At 62.7% G+C, this 15,903-nt stretch carries 13 protein-coding genes; 12 read left to right on the forward strand and 1 reads right to left on the reverse strand.

All coding sequences use genetic code 11. The annotated features are described in order from the left end of the window. Positions 1 to 13: 13 nt before the first annotated feature. Entirely contained in the window at positions 14 to 1,552 is a 1,539-nt protein-coding gene (locus H7B90_RS19865) for a glycoside hydrolase family 31 protein (RefSeq protein ID WP_185137640.1), read from the reverse strand. A gap of 326 nt (positions 1,553 to 1,878) precedes the next feature. Between H7B90_RS19865 and H7B90_RS19870 the strand changes: the two genes are divergently transcribed. The 12 genes from H7B90_RS19870 to H7B90_RS19925 all read left to right on the forward strand — a co-directional run bounded on the left by H7B90_RS19870 (position 1,879) and on the right by H7B90_RS19925 (position 15,816). Continuing rightward, on the forward strand, positions 1,879 to 3,204 hold the full coding sequence (locus H7B90_RS19870; RefSeq protein ID WP_185137641.1) for an ABC transporter substrate-binding protein: 1,326 nt from the start codon (positions 1,879 to 1,881) through the stop codon (positions 3,202 to 3,204). A gap of 75 nt (positions 3,205 to 3,279) precedes the next feature. Then, entirely contained in the window at positions 3,280 to 4,149 is an 870-nt protein-coding gene (locus tag H7B90_RS19875) for a carbohydrate ABC transporter permease (RefSeq protein WP_185137642.1), read from the forward strand. Between the two features lie 57 nt (positions 4,150 to 4,206). After that, positions 4,207 to 5,043, forward strand: coding sequence for a carbohydrate ABC transporter permease (locus H7B90_RS19880; RefSeq protein WP_185137643.1), 837 nt, complete (start codon positions 4,207 to 4,209; stop codon positions 5,041 to 5,043). 110 nt (positions 5,044 to 5,153) lie between these two features. Continuing rightward, entirely contained in the window at positions 5,154 to 7,073 is a 1,920-nt protein-coding gene (locus tag H7B90_RS19885) for a DUF4832 domain-containing protein (protein ID WP_185137644.1), read from the forward strand. Between the two features lie 386 nt (positions 7,074 to 7,459). Next, positions 7,460 to 8,359, forward strand: coding sequence for a hypothetical protein (locus tag H7B90_RS19890; RefSeq protein WP_185137645.1), 900 nt, complete (start codon positions 7,460 to 7,462; stop codon positions 8,357 to 8,359). Positions 8,360 to 8,650: 291 nt separating this feature from the next. Continuing rightward, positions 8,651 to 9,694, forward strand: a complete 1,044-nt coding sequence (locus tag H7B90_RS19895; RefSeq protein WP_311772770.1) for a LacI family DNA-binding transcriptional regulator — start codon at positions 8,651 to 8,653, stop codon at positions 9,692 to 9,694. 210 nt (positions 9,695 to 9,904) lie between these two features. Further along, the gene (locus H7B90_RS19900) at positions 9,905 to 11,527 is read left to right on the forward strand and encodes an ABC transporter substrate-binding protein (protein ID WP_185137646.1); all 1,623 of its coding nucleotides are present in this window, start codon (positions 9,905 to 9,907) and stop codon (positions 11,525 to 11,527) included. Between the two features lie 70 nt (positions 11,528 to 11,597). Next, positions 11,598 to 12,548 carry an ABC transporter permease gene (locus H7B90_RS19905; protein ID WP_185137647.1) on the forward strand — a complete coding sequence of 317 codons (951 nt, stop codon included), beginning with the start codon at positions 11,598 to 11,600 and terminating at the stop codon, positions 12,546 to 12,548. Between the two features lie 4 nt (positions 12,549 to 12,552). After that, on the forward strand, positions 12,553 to 13,398 hold the full coding sequence (locus H7B90_RS19910) for an ABC transporter permease (RefSeq protein WP_185137648.1): 846 nt from the start codon (positions 12,553 to 12,555) through the stop codon (positions 13,396 to 13,398). A gap of 29 nt (positions 13,399 to 13,427) precedes the next feature. Next, complete coding sequence (locus H7B90_RS19915; protein WP_185137649.1) at positions 13,428 to 14,459, forward strand: ABC transporter ATP-binding protein; 1,032 nt, start codon at positions 13,428 to 13,430, stop codon at positions 14,457 to 14,459. After that, complete coding sequence (locus tag H7B90_RS19920) at positions 14,446 to 15,354, forward strand: ABC transporter ATP-binding protein (protein ID WP_185137650.1); 909 nt, start codon at positions 14,446 to 14,448, stop codon at positions 15,352 to 15,354. Before H7B90_RS19915 ends, H7B90_RS19920 begins: the two co-directional genes overlap by 14 nt. Before the next feature lie 24 nt (positions 15,355 to 15,378). Continuing rightward, the gene (locus tag H7B90_RS19925) at positions 15,379 to 15,816 is read left to right on the forward strand and encodes a hypothetical protein (RefSeq protein ID WP_185137651.1); all 438 of its coding nucleotides are present in this window, start codon (positions 15,379 to 15,381) and stop codon (positions 15,814 to 15,816) included. The last annotated feature ends 87 nt before the right edge of the window (positions 15,817 to 15,903 follow it).

The following is a 15,903-nucleotide window of genomic DNA, read 5'->3' on the forward strand; positions in this document are numbered from 1 at the left end:
GAGTTCGCTCCCTCTATCCGATTTTGCGATACCACGGAAGACGCGAGAGAGGGGCCTCGACTTCCCGCTCGACCGGGCCTTCCACGACGCTCCCGTCCTCGCCCTGCCAGCGGCCCTCGGGGAAGACGACGCGCCTCGACGTCTGCCCCTTGACGACGACCGGCGCGACGAGCAGCCCGGACCCGAGCAGGAATTGGTCCTGCACGAGCGCGTAGCCGCGATCCGGGTATTCGAACTCCAGGCTGCGCAGCATCGGCAGGCCGTCGGCCGCGGCTTGGCGGGCGAGCGCCAGCAGCTCGGGCCCCAGCTCGGAGCGGAGCCGCACGGCGTCCAGGCACCAGGCGAGCTCGTCGCCGCTCAGCACGCGCCAGGGGGCCATGGAGAACTGCATGACCGGGAACAGCGCGGCGCACTGGGCGTACCGGACGAACAGCTCGCTGTCGAAGCGGAAGTCGGGGGAGTTGATGTCGCCGTCCATGCCGCCGCCGATCATGTCGGGACAGTTGAACGCGTACCCGAGAAGTCCCTGCGCGATGGCGTTCGGAATGAGGCCGCCGAGCCCGCCGGCGTCCCACGCGTGCGTCTTGTCCCGCTGGCGCTGGATGAGCGCCTGCCCGCCGAGCTTCCAGCACATGCGGAGCTCGATCAGCGAATAGCCGACGCCGAGGGACGCGTAAGCCTCGCAGTCTTCAAGCAGGCGCAGCGGGCGCGACCAGGCGACGGGCCGCGTCGTGTCCGTCCCGCCCGGCAGGATCGGCTCGCCCGCGTCGAGCTTGAAGCCGTCGACGCCGTAGTCCGCCGTCAGCCGGTCCATCTGCCGCCTGAACCAGGCGGCGCCCTCCGCCTTCGTATAGTCGACGACGGCGCTGTAGCCGTTCCACCATTGGCGGAGCACCGGAGCGCCGTCCTCGCCCTTCATGAGAAGATCGCCGTCCCGCAGCTCCTTGAAGATCGTGCTGTCCGCGCTCACGTAGGGGCACATCCACAGCATGACCTTGAAGCCCATGCCGTGCAGCCGGTCGACCATCGCCTTGGGATCGGGGAACCGATGCTTGTCGAAGTCCCACATGCCGTAGTCCTTCATCCAGTTGTCGTCGACGATGAGGATGCCCGGCGGCAGCCCGTTCGCGAGGATCGACTCGGCGTAGCGGACGATCTTGTCCTGCGCAGGCTCGTAGAACATCTCGACCCACGTGCAGTATTGCGGCGCCGTGAAGGCGAGCGGGTCGGGGATGAGGCCGGACGGCGGGAAGTGAGTGCGGGCGGCATGGAGATAGGCGCCCTGCAGCGAGCCGTGCCCTTCCTCGACGACGACTTCGCCGGCGGCCTCGTAGACGGACAGCCCGTTCTCGTCCGCGCGGAAGGCGAACGGATCCTCGCTCCATATATACCGGCCTTTGTTCGAGAGCAGCAGCGGCGAGGCCTGGTTGTCGTCCGTCACGCGCAGGTCCCTCGTATGCGCCGTCCGGCCGAACGGCATGGCGGCGCCTTCGTTGATCGCGCCGCCCCACCAATATTCGCCGGGCAGCCGGGCGATCGAGATATCGGTCATGGCTGAATTCTCCTTGTCGATAGCGGGCCTGACCCTTGCGGAATTCGGGCCCGGAATCGGGTGATATGGGATCCGGTTTTATTATGCAGACAACGTCCGCGGCTTGGGAAGCGGATCTTAAGAATGAGGCTTCAATCTTAAAATCGGGGCATTTAAACCCGGATTTGCCGTGATTTATGATGAGAGCGTCAAGAGCTTGCGACGACCGAACGGCGGAAAAATCTCGCGAATTTTTCCGTGCTCCGCGCTCCGGTCGGCGGAATATGCCGGCGGAACGCTAGGACAGGGCTGTCACTTAATCAGGAACCATCAAGGGGGATATTCGAATGAACATGAGACAAAAATCGGCGGCGGCGGTCGCCGGCGCGCTGCTCGTCTCCTCGCTGGCGCTGGCCGGCTGCGGCAATTCGAACGACGGAGGCGAAGCTGCGGGCAGCCCGTCCGCCGGCGGCGCGTCTGCCGGGGGCGGCTCCCAGAAGAGCGTGACGATCTCCTACACGATCTGGGACAAGAACCAGCAGCCGGCGATGGAAGCGATCGCCGAAGCCTTCACCAAGCAGAACCCGAACATCAAGGTGAAGGTCGACGTCATCCCGTGGGGCGAATATTGGACGAAGATGTCCGCCGCCGCGCCGGCGGGCACGCTGCCCGACGTCTTCTGGATGCACGGCGGCCAGTTCATCAAGTACGCGACCGGCCAGTTCCTCGAGCCGATCACCGACAAGGTGCAGGCGGGCGAGATCGACCTGAACAACTACGCGTCCAACCTCGGCTCGATCTATACGCTGGACGGGCAGAACTACGGCATTCCGAAGGACTTCGACACGATCGGCCTGGCCTACAACAAGGAGCTGTTCGATCAGGCGGGCATCCCGTATCCGGACGATACGTGGGATTACGCCAAGCTGGCCGAAGTCGCGAAGAAGCTCAGCCAGCCGGACAAGGGCATCTACGGCTTCGGCGCCAAGATGGACACCCAGGCCGGCTACTGGAACGACATGCTGGCGAACGGCGGGCACATCATCAGCGCCGACATGACCAAATCCGGCTACGACGAGCCGGCCTCGATCGAGGCGCTTAAGGCCCGTTACCAGATGATTCTCGACAAGGCTTCGCCGACGCACCAGCAGATGACCGACACGGATACGGTCGAGATGTTCAAGTCGGGCAAGCTCGCGATGATCTTCGACGGCTCCTGGGACAACGGCAACCTGGCCAGCAGCGACATCATCAAGGGCAAGTACGATTGGGCACCTCTGCCGAAGGGCAAGGTCGCGCGCGGCAACATCATCAACGGCCTCGGCAACGTCATGTCCGCGAAGGGCAAGCACAAGGAGGAGTCGTGGCAGTTCCTGAAGTTCCTCGGCTCGAAGGAAGCGGCCGAGATCACGGCCCGCATGGGAGCGGCGATCCCGGCGTACAAGGACACGCAGGACGAATGGGTGAAGTCCAAGCCGGACCTGAACCTGCAGGTGTTCATCGACCAGGCGGCGGACGCGACGCCGTACCCGAGCGGCTCGAAGTCGTACCCGATCTGGTTCGCGAAGGAGTCCGAGATCATGTCCCAGGCATGGGGCGGCGCGATCTCGATCGAGGAAGGCGCCAAGCAAGTGGCGGAGATGATGAATCAGGCGATCGCGGACGAGAAGTAAGCGCCGCGCGCCAGGCCAAATCGTCGGAGGCGATCCCGAAGCCGGGTCGCCTTCGGCAGTTATGAGGTGAACGCAATGAATTCGAAGAGCCGATACGCATGGGCCTATCTGATGATCGCTCCGACCTTGATCGGGACGCTGGCGTTCTGGTTCTGGCCGGCCGTCTACTCGATTTATCTGGGCTTCCTGAAGTCCGAGAACTTCGGCCTCGTCAACCATTGGGTCGGCTGGGCCAACTACGAGCGATTGTTCAAGGACGACGAGTTCTGGCGCAATCTTCGCAATACGATGCAGTACGTCGTGCTGTTCGTGCCCGCGACGATCGTGCTGTCCACGCTGTTCGCCGTGCTGCTGAACGCCAAGATCAAGGGCCGCTCGGTCTATCGGGTCATCTATTATTTGCCGCAGGTCACCATGGCGGCCGCGGCCGCTATGGTGTGGGTCATTATCTTCGCGCAGGATTACGGGCTGCTGAATTCGGCGCTCGGCACCCATATCGCGTGGATCTCGGACAAGCGGTTCGCCATGTACGCCCTTGTCATCGTCGGCGTATGGGGCGCGATCGGCTTCAACATGCTGCTGATTCTCGCCGGGCTGCAAGGAATTCCTCGCCCTCTGTACGAGGCGGCCGAGATCGACGGAGCCGTCGGCTTCCGCCGGTTCCGGTCCATTACGCTGCCTCTGCTCACGCCTACGCTTTTTTTCACGTCTATCGTGCTCGTGATCGGCGCCACGCAAATTTTCGACAGCATCTACCTGATCATCGGCAAGACGAACGTCGCGCTGCCCGCCGTGCGTTCGCTCGTCTACGCTTATTACCAGAACGCGTTCATCTACTACGATCAGAACTACGGGGCGGTTATCGTCAACGTCCTGCTGGTCATCAACCTGATTCTGACGGGGATCCAGTTCCTGCTGCAAAAAAAATGGGTCGTATACGACTAAGTCGTATGCATTCCATTCGATAACCCCAACATCCGCCTTCGGAGAGGAGGTACGCCAATGGGCAGCTCTGCCATCGCCAAGCGCAGAAGCAACCTTGTCATTCATCTGATTCTGATCGCGGGCGCCGTCATCATGGTGCTCCCGTTCGTCTGGATGATCCTGACGTCGTTCAAGACGACGACGGAGGCGACCCAGATTCCGATTCAACTGTTCCCGTCCAAGCCGAGCCTGCGGGCGTATACGGACGCGATCAAGCAGTCGTCCTTCCTGCATTACTACGCGAACACGCTGACATCGGCGTTCATGAAGACGCTGTTCCCCGTCATCTTCAGCTCGATGGCGGCCTTCGCGTTCGCCCGCATCCGGTTCCCGGGGAGAGGCCTGTGCTTCTTCCTGATCATCTCGGTCATGATGGTCCCGAACCCGGTCTTCTACACTCCGCAATACTTGATGATGAGCAAGCTGGGACTCGTCAATTCGGTGACCGCGCTCTGGATCGCATCGCTCGTGAGTCCGTTCGCCACCTTCCTGCTGAGGCAATTTTTCCTCGGCATCTCCAAGGAGCTGGAGGAGGCGGCCGTGCTGGACGGGTGCAATCCGTTCCAGATCTTCCGCCACATCATGCTGCCGCTCGTCAAGTCGGCGCTGGTCGCGGTCGTCATCATCCAGCTGCAATGGTCGTGGAACGATCTGCAGTGGCCGCTTATCATCAACAGCTCGCCGGAGAAGCTGACGCTGTCGGCCGGCCTCGCGACGCTCGTCTCCATGTTCGGCACCGACTATCCGGTCCTGATGGCCGGCGCGTTCATGGCCGTCGTTCCGATGCTCGTCCTGTTCTTCGTCTTCCAGCGGCGGTTCATCGAGGGCGTCGCCTTCAGCGCCAGCAAAGGCTGAGCGGGCGGTCACGCGGGCTCGCGCCGGAGAGGGGGTGAGGAGCAGGGCGGCGAGCGGACTCGCCGATTGCGTTGGCAGTCAATCCCATGCGAACAGGAGTGAACGATGTGATGTCGAACGCAAGACTCGCAAGACCCGGATGGATTCTAGCCGTTGTTGTTCTGCTCGGCTCGATGCTGCTCATGAACTTCAAGCTGCCGACTGCCGCCGCCTCCGGCGAGTGGCAGGCCCAGACGTACGACCCGAACAAGCCGGGGCTGGAGCTGAACCCGCTGAAGGGCTTCCTGCCCTTCTCCAAGCAGCCCTCGGACACGGTCGATCCGAACGGCGGCTTCCCGCACAGCATGGAATGGTTCTACGTCTCGCTCCGCGACCTGATGACCGGCTGGAACACGTACAACTGGGCGCCGCTGGACGCCTATCTGAACGATATCGCGAGCCGGGGCAACCAGGCGGCCTTCCGCGTCTACGTCGACTATCCGGGACGCTCGACCGGCATTCCGCAATTCCTGCTCGACGGCGGGCTCCTGACCCGCGATTACGATCAGAACGGCAACCACGACACGGCGACGCACAGCCTGGCCCCCGACTGGAACGACGCCAATCTGAATCTGGCGCTGCGCCAGTTCGTCTCCGCGCTCGGCGCGCGCTACGACGGCGATCCCCGGATCGGCTTCGTGACGGCCGGATTGTACGGCTTCTGGGGAGAGTGGCATACGTGGCCCTACAATACCGACCCGACGAACTGGGAGATGAACCAGACGAACCGGGACGCGCTGCTGACCGCGTTCAAGGACGCGTTCCGCACGACCCATGTGCTGGCCCGTTACCCTTATTCCGCGAGCACGGCCTCATTGAAGAACGCCTTCGGCTACCACGACGATTCCTTCTCGTACGAGACGCTGTTCCAGCATGATTGGGACTTCTGGAATCTGGTCACGCAGAACGGCCTGCAGAACATCTGGCAGACCCATCCGATCGGCGGCGAGTTCTATCCGCCGCTCCAGCAGGATCCGACCTTCTGGCAGCACTGGCCGAACCAGAACGGGCAGAGCTTCCAGACCTCGGTCGAGACGACGCACGCTTCCTGGCTCATGTACGATCGGGTGTTCAAGTCTCCTCTGCCGGACGAGACCGCTTCGCGCAACGCGCTGCGGGCGCATAAGATGCTCGGCTACACGCTGTACAACTCCGCCGTGCAGCTGCCCGACTCCCCGAAGTCTTCGCTGCAGGTCAACGTCAAGCTGCAGAACAAGGGAGCGGCCCCGTTCTACTACAACTGGCCGGTCGAGTTCGGCGTGCTGAACGCCTCTAACGTCTGGGTCAAGTCGCTCGGCACCGCCGCCTGGAATCTGAAGAGCATTCAGCCCGGCGGCACGGATTACTCGTTCTCGTACAGCGCGAATCACAATCTGGCTCCCGGCGACTACAAGCTGGTCATGCGGGTCGTCAACCCGCTCGCCGGCGGCAAGACGCTGCGCTTCGCGAACACGCGGCAGGACGCGAACAAGGACGGCTGGCTGACGCTGACGGGCTTCCGCGTGTCGGCGAGCGCCACGACCTCCACGGTATTGCCCGATCCGCCCGTGACGCCGGGCACGCAGGCGCCGACGCCGCTCGTATTCGATAACTTCAATGACGCCTATCAGTACAGCACGCTTCGCAAGAACGACATGGGAGGCGGCTATTGGGGAGACGGCAGCTCCTCGGTCGACGGGACGAGCGTGACGCTTAACGGCGTCAGTTGGTGGGACGCCACGTTCAGCGCCGCCGAGACGAACGTCGATCTGTCCGCTTACACGTACCTCGTCTACGTCGTCAAGAGCAGCGCGGGAGGCTCCTCGTTCAACGTCACGATGTGGGACGCCGGCGGAGCCAAGGGGACGAAGACCGTTACCGCGACGACCGCCTACCAGACGATCCGCATTCCGCTGGCGGACTTCTCGGGCTTCGACAAGTCGACGGCCCGGAAGTTCAAGCACAGCGCGTTCACCGGCAGCTTCACGATCGACGAGATTCGGTTCGAATAGCGATCATTTCGGCCATCGAGGCAGGCGGGCTCGCGTCCCGCTTGCCTCTTTTTTTTCAGCTCAACGTCGGTCGGACAGCATCATCCGGAACCTTTCGTTCAGCATAAGAATCTCCGCTTTTTGGCTGATCGCATGGCCGCCGCGCATTCTTCGCTGCTCTCCGGCGACGATAATCGAACCGATTTGCTTGCGGCTAGGGTCCGTCCTTGCGTCATGAACGGTCCACGGCCATACCGCAATGGCGGCGCACAGGCAAGAAGCAAGACCTGAGACCGATAAGGAAGCCCTCTCCGGGTCGACCGGAGAACCGTCCCGCGGTTGGTTACGCCATGCCAGTCCCTTCCAGTAAAGTGAGAGTACAATCTCACCGGAAGGGAAGCGATCCGATGCCAGGCATGGTCGAACAGGGAACGAAGGGGAAAATTCGGTTATTCGAAGGAGAGAGGAGTCTCGTGCTCACGGGGCTGCTCGGGTTCCTGCTAGCGGCGGTTTGCGGACTGTGGACCTTGATCAACGGCGGGGAAGTCGCCCCCGGAGGGGACGTGTCGAAGGCGTTCTCCTTCAATGCGGCGCTCGGCATCTTCCTGCTGTCGACGGCGGCGATCCTGCCGTTCTCCGCGATGGGAGTCCGGAGCCGGGCCGTCTTCCGGCGGGTCTATATCGGTCTGGCTCTGTACTCGTACGGAGCGGAGACGATCCAGAACTTCCGCGGAGTGAACCCGAGGTTCGTCGTCGACGGCTCCGCGTTCGACAAGGCGGTCGGGAACGTGTTCGCGTTCGTCGCCTTGATGCTCGTCATCTTCTACGTGTACGTCGGCGTTCAGTTTTTCCGCTCGCGCGCTTACAAGCTGAATCCCGCGGTCGCGCTGAGCGTCCGTTACGCGATGCTCGCCATCGTCGTCTCGTTCGCGGCCGGCATCTGGATCTCCGCGAACCAAGGCCGGTACGTCGGCGCGCACGGCAACATCATCTGGCTGCACGGTCTCGGCTTCCACGCGCTGCAGGCGGTCCCGCTCGTCGCTTGGCTCGCGGGCCGCACCTCCATGAAGGAAGCGGCGCGCCGAACGCTCATCCACATCACGGGAGTCTCATACTTTCTCGGCCTTCTCGCGATCGGCTGGCAGACGATGAACGGGCATGCCGTTCTGGAATGGTCGGGGCTGCCGCTGGCCGCCGGCTTCTGCTTCCTGATCTCGCTGGCCGCCGGGGCGCTGGCGCTGCGCAAGGCCGTGCTCGAATTCCGGCCGGGAAGCCGGACCGGAAGCGAGTGGGCGTCCGGGATCTGATAGGCTTATGAGCCGAGAGCCGCCTTCCGGGCGGCTCTTTGGCGTTGAGAAGGTTAGAGAGAAAGCGCGGGCAAAAGTGACTCAGTGGTTGAGGTAAATTGGCGGGAATGTTGGAGATTGGACCAAAGTGACTCAGTGGCTGAGATACATCGGCGCGAAAGCAAAAAACGCGGAAGGGCAGGGGGCCGAACCCCTCCCCTACCGTTCGCTAAAGGTACCTCCTGCGAAATCGCTCCGGTTCTGTTACAATAAGAGAAGCAGATTAAACGGAGTGGACAAGATTTGAAAAAAGTGACCATGCAGCAAGTCGCCGACCGGGTGGGCGTCTCCAAGTTCGCCGTATCCCAAGCGCTGTCGGGCAAGCCCGGCGTCGCGGAAGAGACGAGGATGCGGATCGTCCAGGCGGCCAACGAGCTCGGCTATTTCCGGAAGGCGAAGCCGGGGAAGAAGTCGGCCTTCCCGCCGGACGCCAGAGGCGCGCCGGGTTCGGACAAGAACACGGTTATCATCCTGATGCCGAACGTGCGCTTCCAGAGCCGGGAGTCCCAGTTCTGGGGCAAGATCATCGACGGGGTGTCGGCCGCCTTGGCGGAGCGCGAAGTCGGCGTCATGATGGTGACCGAGAATTATTCGGAGCGCGCCATCAAGAGCATCAACCCGGACGGGGTGCTCGGCTTGATCGGAATCGGCTATATCGCGACCCAGCTGCTTCTCGAGATCCGGCACGCGGGCATTCCGTTCGTTCTCGTCGACCACGAGGACCCGCTCATTCCTTCGGATACCGTCTTCATGAACAATTACGATTGCATGCGGCAGATGGCGTCCGTCGTCGTCCAGGCGGGCCATCGCGATCTGCGCTTCGTCGGCAACCCCCGCTATTCGAGAAGCTTCCAGGACCGGTGGATCGGATTCAAGACGGCGCTGGAGGAAGCCGGGCTGCCCGTTCCCGTTCCGGAGAACGAACCGCTGATGCAGCTCGAGGAGGACGCCTACCAGGTCGTCTACAAGGTCATTACGGAGCTGGCCACCAGGAAGAAGCTTCCGTCGGCCTTCGTCTGCGCGAACGACTTCTTCGCTTATCTCGTCATGAAGGCGCTCGCCGACAGCGGGGTCGAGCTGCCCGGCGACGTGTCGGTTACCGGCTTCGATCATACGGACGAAGAGACGGATACGCGCTTGCCTTCGCTCTGCACGATCCACGTGCCGAACGCCTTCATGGGCCGAAGGGCGGTCGAGGCGCTGTTCACCCGGCTGCGAGACCCTGAGAGGCCATACGAGAAGACGTTGATCAACGGCAATCTGGTGTTGAGAGATTCGCTCGCGAATCGGGGGTGAGGAGGGGCGGAAGCGCCTGCTGGCGCTCCTCCTTACCTCCGCGAAGAGGAGGAATAAGGAGGGACAAGCTTAGGGAATCCTTTCCACTGGAGGGGAAGAGAGACAACGATGTGGCGGATTTGCGACAGGGATTGTAATCCCGAGTAATCCGATATATAATGTCGATCATCAATACAACTATGCATATAGACATCGGAAGGGTGGATCACCATGCGCAAGGGTTTTTACGGTTTTCTGACTTTAGCTCTACTATCGCTTCTAATCAGCGCCTGCTCCGGCGGCAATAATTCCAACTCCGAAGCCTCTCCCACGGGCTCCGCGTCGGCTACCGGTTCCGCTCCCGCGGCCGAAGGCCAGCCGAAGGACGGCGGCAGCCTCATCATCGGCGTCCAATCGGACCCGACTATCCTCAATCCGATCTACGCGGGAGACCGCGTCAGCCTGACGATCGACCAAGCGCTGTACGCGCCCCTGTTCCAAGTCAACAACGGCAAGAAGACGTTCTACCTGGCGGACAGCCTGGAGCCTTCGGCCGACAACCTCACCTATACGCTCAAGCTGAAGAGCGGACTCACCTGGCATGACGGCCAGCCGCTTACGGCGGACGACGTCGTCTTCACGTTCAACGCGATTCTGGACGAGAAGCAGAACAGCATGTTCCGCGAGAATCTGATCGTCGGCGGCAAGCCGATCCAGGCGGTCAAGGTCGACGACACGACGGTCGAGTTCAAGCTGCCGCAGGTGAACCCGTCGTTCGAAGCGACGCTCGTGCAGCTGACACCGATTCCGAAGCACGTGTTCGAGAACGAGGCCAACATTGAGAAAAGCACGAAGAACAACGCCCCGGTCGGCTCCGGCGCGTTCAAGTTCAAAGAGTATAAGACCGGCGAGTACGTAACGCTGGAACGCTTCGACAACTACTTCGCGGGCAAGCCGCACCTCGATTCGATCACGTACCGGATCGCCAAGGATACGAACTCGGCGAACCTCGCCCTGCAGAACGGCGAGATCAACGTCAAGTACCTCGACCCGCAGGACGTCTCGACGATCGAGAACACCGGCAAGTTCGACATCAAGCCTTACAGCGAAGGCCGCCTCGCGTACCTGCTGTTCAACGAGGACAGCGACACCGGCGCCCTCGCGAAGAAGGAAGTCCGTCAAGCGATCTCCTACGCGCTCAGCCGCGACGAGCTGATCCAGACGGTGTACGGCTCCAGCGATTACGCCGACCCGGCGAAGTCGTTCGTCACTCCGGACGGCCTGTTCCATACGAACGACGTAACGTCTTATGACAACGACGTGGAAAAAGCGAAGGAACTGCTGAAAGCCGCCGGCGTCAGCAACCTGAAGCTGCGCTTCATCGTCTCCAGCGGCAACAAGGCTCAAGAGGCCGCCTCCCTGTACATTCAGCAGAAGCTGAAGGCGGTCGGCATCGACGTCGAGCTGCAGAACATGGACGCTTCCGCTTACGGACAGAAGTTCACCGACACGAGCGCGAAGGATTACGAGCTGTCTTACGCGGGCTACATCATGGGCTACGACCCGGACGCTTACAGCATTCTGTTCAAGACGGGCGCTAACTCCAACTACGCTCGCTACTCGAATCCGGAAGTCGACCAGCTGTTCGCGCAAGGCGCCGGCGAAGCGGACGAAGCCAAGCGCGGCGAAGCTTACAAGAAGCTGCAGGAGATCATCGCGCAAGACGCGGTTATCTACCCGGTCGCGTACACGAAGACGATCGTGGCGATCGACAAGAAGTTCGGCGGCCTGGATGAAGCGGTGCTGAAGCCCGTCGTCATTTTCGAAGATCCGTCCAAGCTGTATCTGAAATAAGAGCCGTATCCAAAAAATAAGCTGGTTCGCCAGCTTATTTTTTGCCGTCGGCAGGTCTAGGAGAATCCACATGAGACAACTCATCGCGAGACGACTGCTCCAGACGATCCCCCTGCTGTTCTTCGTGTCGATCGTCTGCTTCGCCCTCATCAAGATGGCTCCGGGCGACCCGGTGCTCTCCTTCGTCACGCCGAACATGCACGCCGAAGACATCGAGCGCATCCGGCACAACCTGGGACTCGACAAGCCGGCTTACGTCCAGTACTTCCTCTGGCTGAAGGAGCTGGTGCAGGGCAATCTCGGCTATTCGCTCGTCAATCACCAGCCGGTGCTGGACCAGATCCTGGACCGGCTGCCCGCGACGGCCGGTCTCATGGGCAGCGCCATCGCCCTGGCCGTGCTGCTCGCCATTCCGCTCGGCCTCGTCGCGGGGGCGAACCGGAGCCGCTGGCCGGATAAGCTCATCAACTTCATCTCCTACATCGGCATCTCGGTGCCGCTGTTCTGGCTCGCCATTTTGCTCATCTACCTGTTCGCGATCGAGCTGCACTGGCTCCCCATCATGGGCATGCGGACGATCGGCGTGAACTCGGCGCTCGACGTCCTGAAGCACGGGATTCTGCCTTGCGCGGTGCTGGCGTTCAGCTTCCTGTCCGTCTACGTCCGTTATATCCGCTCCAGCACGATCGGGCAGCTCAAGGAAGATTACGTGCAGATCCAGTACGCCTTCGGCTCGTCCAAGCGGCTCGTGCTGTTCCGGCACGTGCTCAAGCACGTCTTGCTGCCGATCATCACGCTGCTGGGCATCTCGATGGCCGAGCTGGTCACGGGCGCGATCGTCACGGAGACGGTGTTCTCCTGGCCGGGCATCGGCTCCCTCGGCATGACGGCCGTCCGGGGGATGGATTATCCGCTCATCATGGGCATTACGCTGTTCTCCGCCGTGCTGCTGATCGTCGGCAATCTGCTCGCGGACATTCTGTACGGATTCGCGGATCCGCGAATCAACAAGGCGAGGTGACCCCATGAATCGAACCCGATGGCGCAATGTCGGCAATGAACTTCTGGCGAACAAGATGGGGATCGCCGCCGTGGCCGTCCTCTTGATTCTGACGTTGGGGGCGATCTTCGCCTTCCTGTCCCCGCACGATCCGAACGAGCTGGACGTGATGCGGAAGCTGAAGCCTCCGGGCGCGGACCATTGGTTCGGGACCGACGATTACGGCCGGGATTACTTCGCCCGGGCCCTGTACGGAGGCCGGGTATCGCTTATGGTCGGCTTCTCGGCCATGATTCTGGCGACGGCCCTCGGCACGCTCGTCGGCGTCGTCAGCGGCTACTTCGGCGGCTGGGTGGACAACCTGCTCATGCGGCTGCTCGAGATCATCATGTCCATCCCTTCGTTCCTCGTCATGCTGCTGCTCAGCGTCTTCCTGAAGCCGGGCGTCGGGAACGTCGTCGTCATCATCGGCCTTCTGATGTGGATGAACCTGGCCCGCATCGTCCGCGCCGAGACGCTCGCGATCAAGGAGCGGGAGTACGTGCTGTACGCGAAGGCTTCCGGCCAAGGCGCGTTCGGCATCATCGGCAAGCACATTCTGCCGAGCCTGCTGCCGGTCATCATCGTCGGAGCCACGAACAATATCGGTTCGGCGATTCTGATGGAGTCGTCGCTCAGCTTCCTCGGATTCGGGGTGCAGGCGCCGAACGCCACGTGGGGAAGCATGCTTAACAGCGCCCAAGGCTACATCGTGAACGCGCCTTACCTGGCGCTGTTCCCCGGCGCGCTCATTCTGCTGACCGTGCTCAGCTTCAACATTCTGGGCGACATTCTGCGCGTCGGCTTCGAGCCGAAGCTCGGCAAGAGATGAGCGCGCCGCGAGAGAGGAGGGAAGCCGTCATGACGGAACCGTTGCTGTCCGTCAAGGACTTGAAGGTATCGTTCTATACCCGCGCCGGGGAGAACCAGGCGGTCCGGGGAGTGAGTCTGCATATAGACGAAGGGGAGACGGTCGGCATCGTCGGCGAGTCGGGCAGCGGCAAAAGCGTCACGGCCAAGGCGATCATGGGCCTGATCTCGCCTCCGGGCCAGATCATCGGAGGCGAGATCGACTTCGCCGGGCAGAGCCTCGTCGGTCTCACCGAGCGGGAGTGGCGGCGGCTGCGCGGCAATCGGATCGCGATGGTGTTCCAGGATCCGATGACGTCGCTTAACCCCGTGAAGAAGATCGGCGACCAGATGACGGAGGTCATCCGCCGGCATCGCGGCCTCGCCAAGGAGGCGGCGCGGAAGGAAGCGATCGAGATGCTGCGCCGGGTCGGCATCACCCGGCCGGAGCAGCGCCTCGATCAGTATCCGCACGAGTTCAGCGGCGGGATGCGCCAGCGGGTCATGATCGCGATGGCGCTCTCCTGCCAGCCGGAGCTGCTCATCGCCGACGAGCCGACGACCGCGCTCGACGTGACGATCCAGGCGCAGATTCTCGATCTGCTGAAGCAGCTCAAGGCGAATTCGCGCATGTCGATCGTCCTCATCACGCACGACCTGGGCGTCGTCGCCCAGGTGTGCAGCCGGGTCGTCGTCATGTACGGCGGCATGGTGATGGAGGAGGGGACGGCGGAGGACATCTTCTACCGCCCCAAGCACCCGTATACGCAGGGGCTGCTTCGTTCCCTGCCGAAGCGGCAGGGAGGAACGAGAGAGAGGCTCGTCCCGATCGAAGGCACGCCTCCGGACCTGCTCGATCCGCCGCAGGGCTGCCCGTTCCGGGACCGCTGCCCGCACGCGATGCCGAAGTGCGCGGAGCTGCCGCCGCACTTCGAGGTCGGGCCCGGCCACCGGGCGCTCTGCTGGCTGAACGACGAAGGCGTGCAGGCGCAGCTGCGCCGCGAGCCGGAGCTGGAAGGGAGCGCTGCGCATGACAGGGAGTAACGCGAAGGATGTGCTCGTAGACGTCCAAGGATTGAAGAAGCACTTCGTCAAAGGACGCGACGTCTGGGGCCGCAGCAACGAGGTGCTGAAGGCGGTCGACGGCGTCAGCTTCCAGATCCGCCGGGGCGAGACGTTCGGGCTCGTCGGCGAATCGGGAAGCGGCAAGTCCACGGTCGGCCGCTGCCTCATCCGGCTGTACGACTATACGGACGGCACGGTGAGGTTCGACGGGCACGACCTGACGAAGCTCGGCGAGAAGCAGCTGAAGCCGTTCCGGCGGCGTATCCAGACGATTTTCCAGGATCCGTATTCGTCGCTCAACCCCGGCATGAACGTGCTCGAGCTGATCGGGGAGCCGATGAACATCCACGGCTTGTACGCGCGGGCGGACGAGCGGAAGGAAGCCGTCGCCGCTCTGCTGGAGAGAGTCGGGCTGAAGCGCGAGCATCTGTACCGGTACCCGCACGAGTTCAGCGGCGGCCAGCGCCAGCGCATCTCGATCGCCCGGGCGCTGTCCGTCCGGCCGGACTTCGTCGTCTGCGACGAGCCGATCTCGGCGCTCGACGTGTCCGTGCAGGCGCAGGTCGTCAACATGCTGGAGGACCTGCAGAACGAATTCGGGCTGACGTACCTGTTCATCGCCCACGACCTGTCGATGGTGCGCCACATCTCCGACCGGATCGGCGTTCTGTACGGCGGGCGGCTCGTGGAAGTGGCGGACAGCGACGAGCTGTACGAGAATCCGCTGCATCCGTACACGAAGGCGCTGTTGTCGTCGATCCCGGTGCCGGACCCGCGGGCGGTTCAGGAACGGGCGGAATGGAAGGCGGACGGCGGGGAAGACATTCCCGAGCTGCGCGAAGCGAGTCCCGGACACTTCGTCGCGCTGCCGTAACGGATCGAGGGAGGAGAGGTTGACATGGCGATATCGGAAAAGGTTAAGCTGTCCCAATGGGACGCGTTGATGGTGGAGGGGCTGCGGCGCCTCGGCTGGTCCGACGACGAGCTGATCGAGAGGGTTCGGAAGGGAACCGGCCTGCCGGCCGACGAGAGCGTCTTCCAGTTCAATTATGCGGAATTGGCCGCGTTCGCCGCGAAGGAGCCGGAGACGTTCGAAGCCGCGGTGCGGGACGGGTACCAGATCAAGTACAACACCGTTCGCGGCATTCGCAGCTGGATCGCGGTCGCGTTCGGGCTGGAGCCGGAGCTGGAGCTGGAGGCCGGCCGCGAAGCGGTGACGGCGGAGCTGACCGCGGCGCAGAAGGAGCGGCTCGCGGCGACGCTGTCGTTCGGCTGGGCGATCGCGGACGTGCCGGGCCGCCCCGGCGCCTATCGCATCGAGCCGATTCAGCGGTAAGGCAGAGCAAGGAGTCAGGCGGTTCCCGAATTCGAGCGCGGATGGCGCGTGATCGGGAGCCGTTTTTTTATTGCCGGGAGGCGGAAG

Origin of the sequence: Cohnella xylanilytica, assembly GCF_014212175.1 — a bacterium.
GTDB lineage: Bacteria > Bacillota > Bacilli > Paenibacillales > Paenibacillaceae > Cohnella > Cohnella xylanilytica.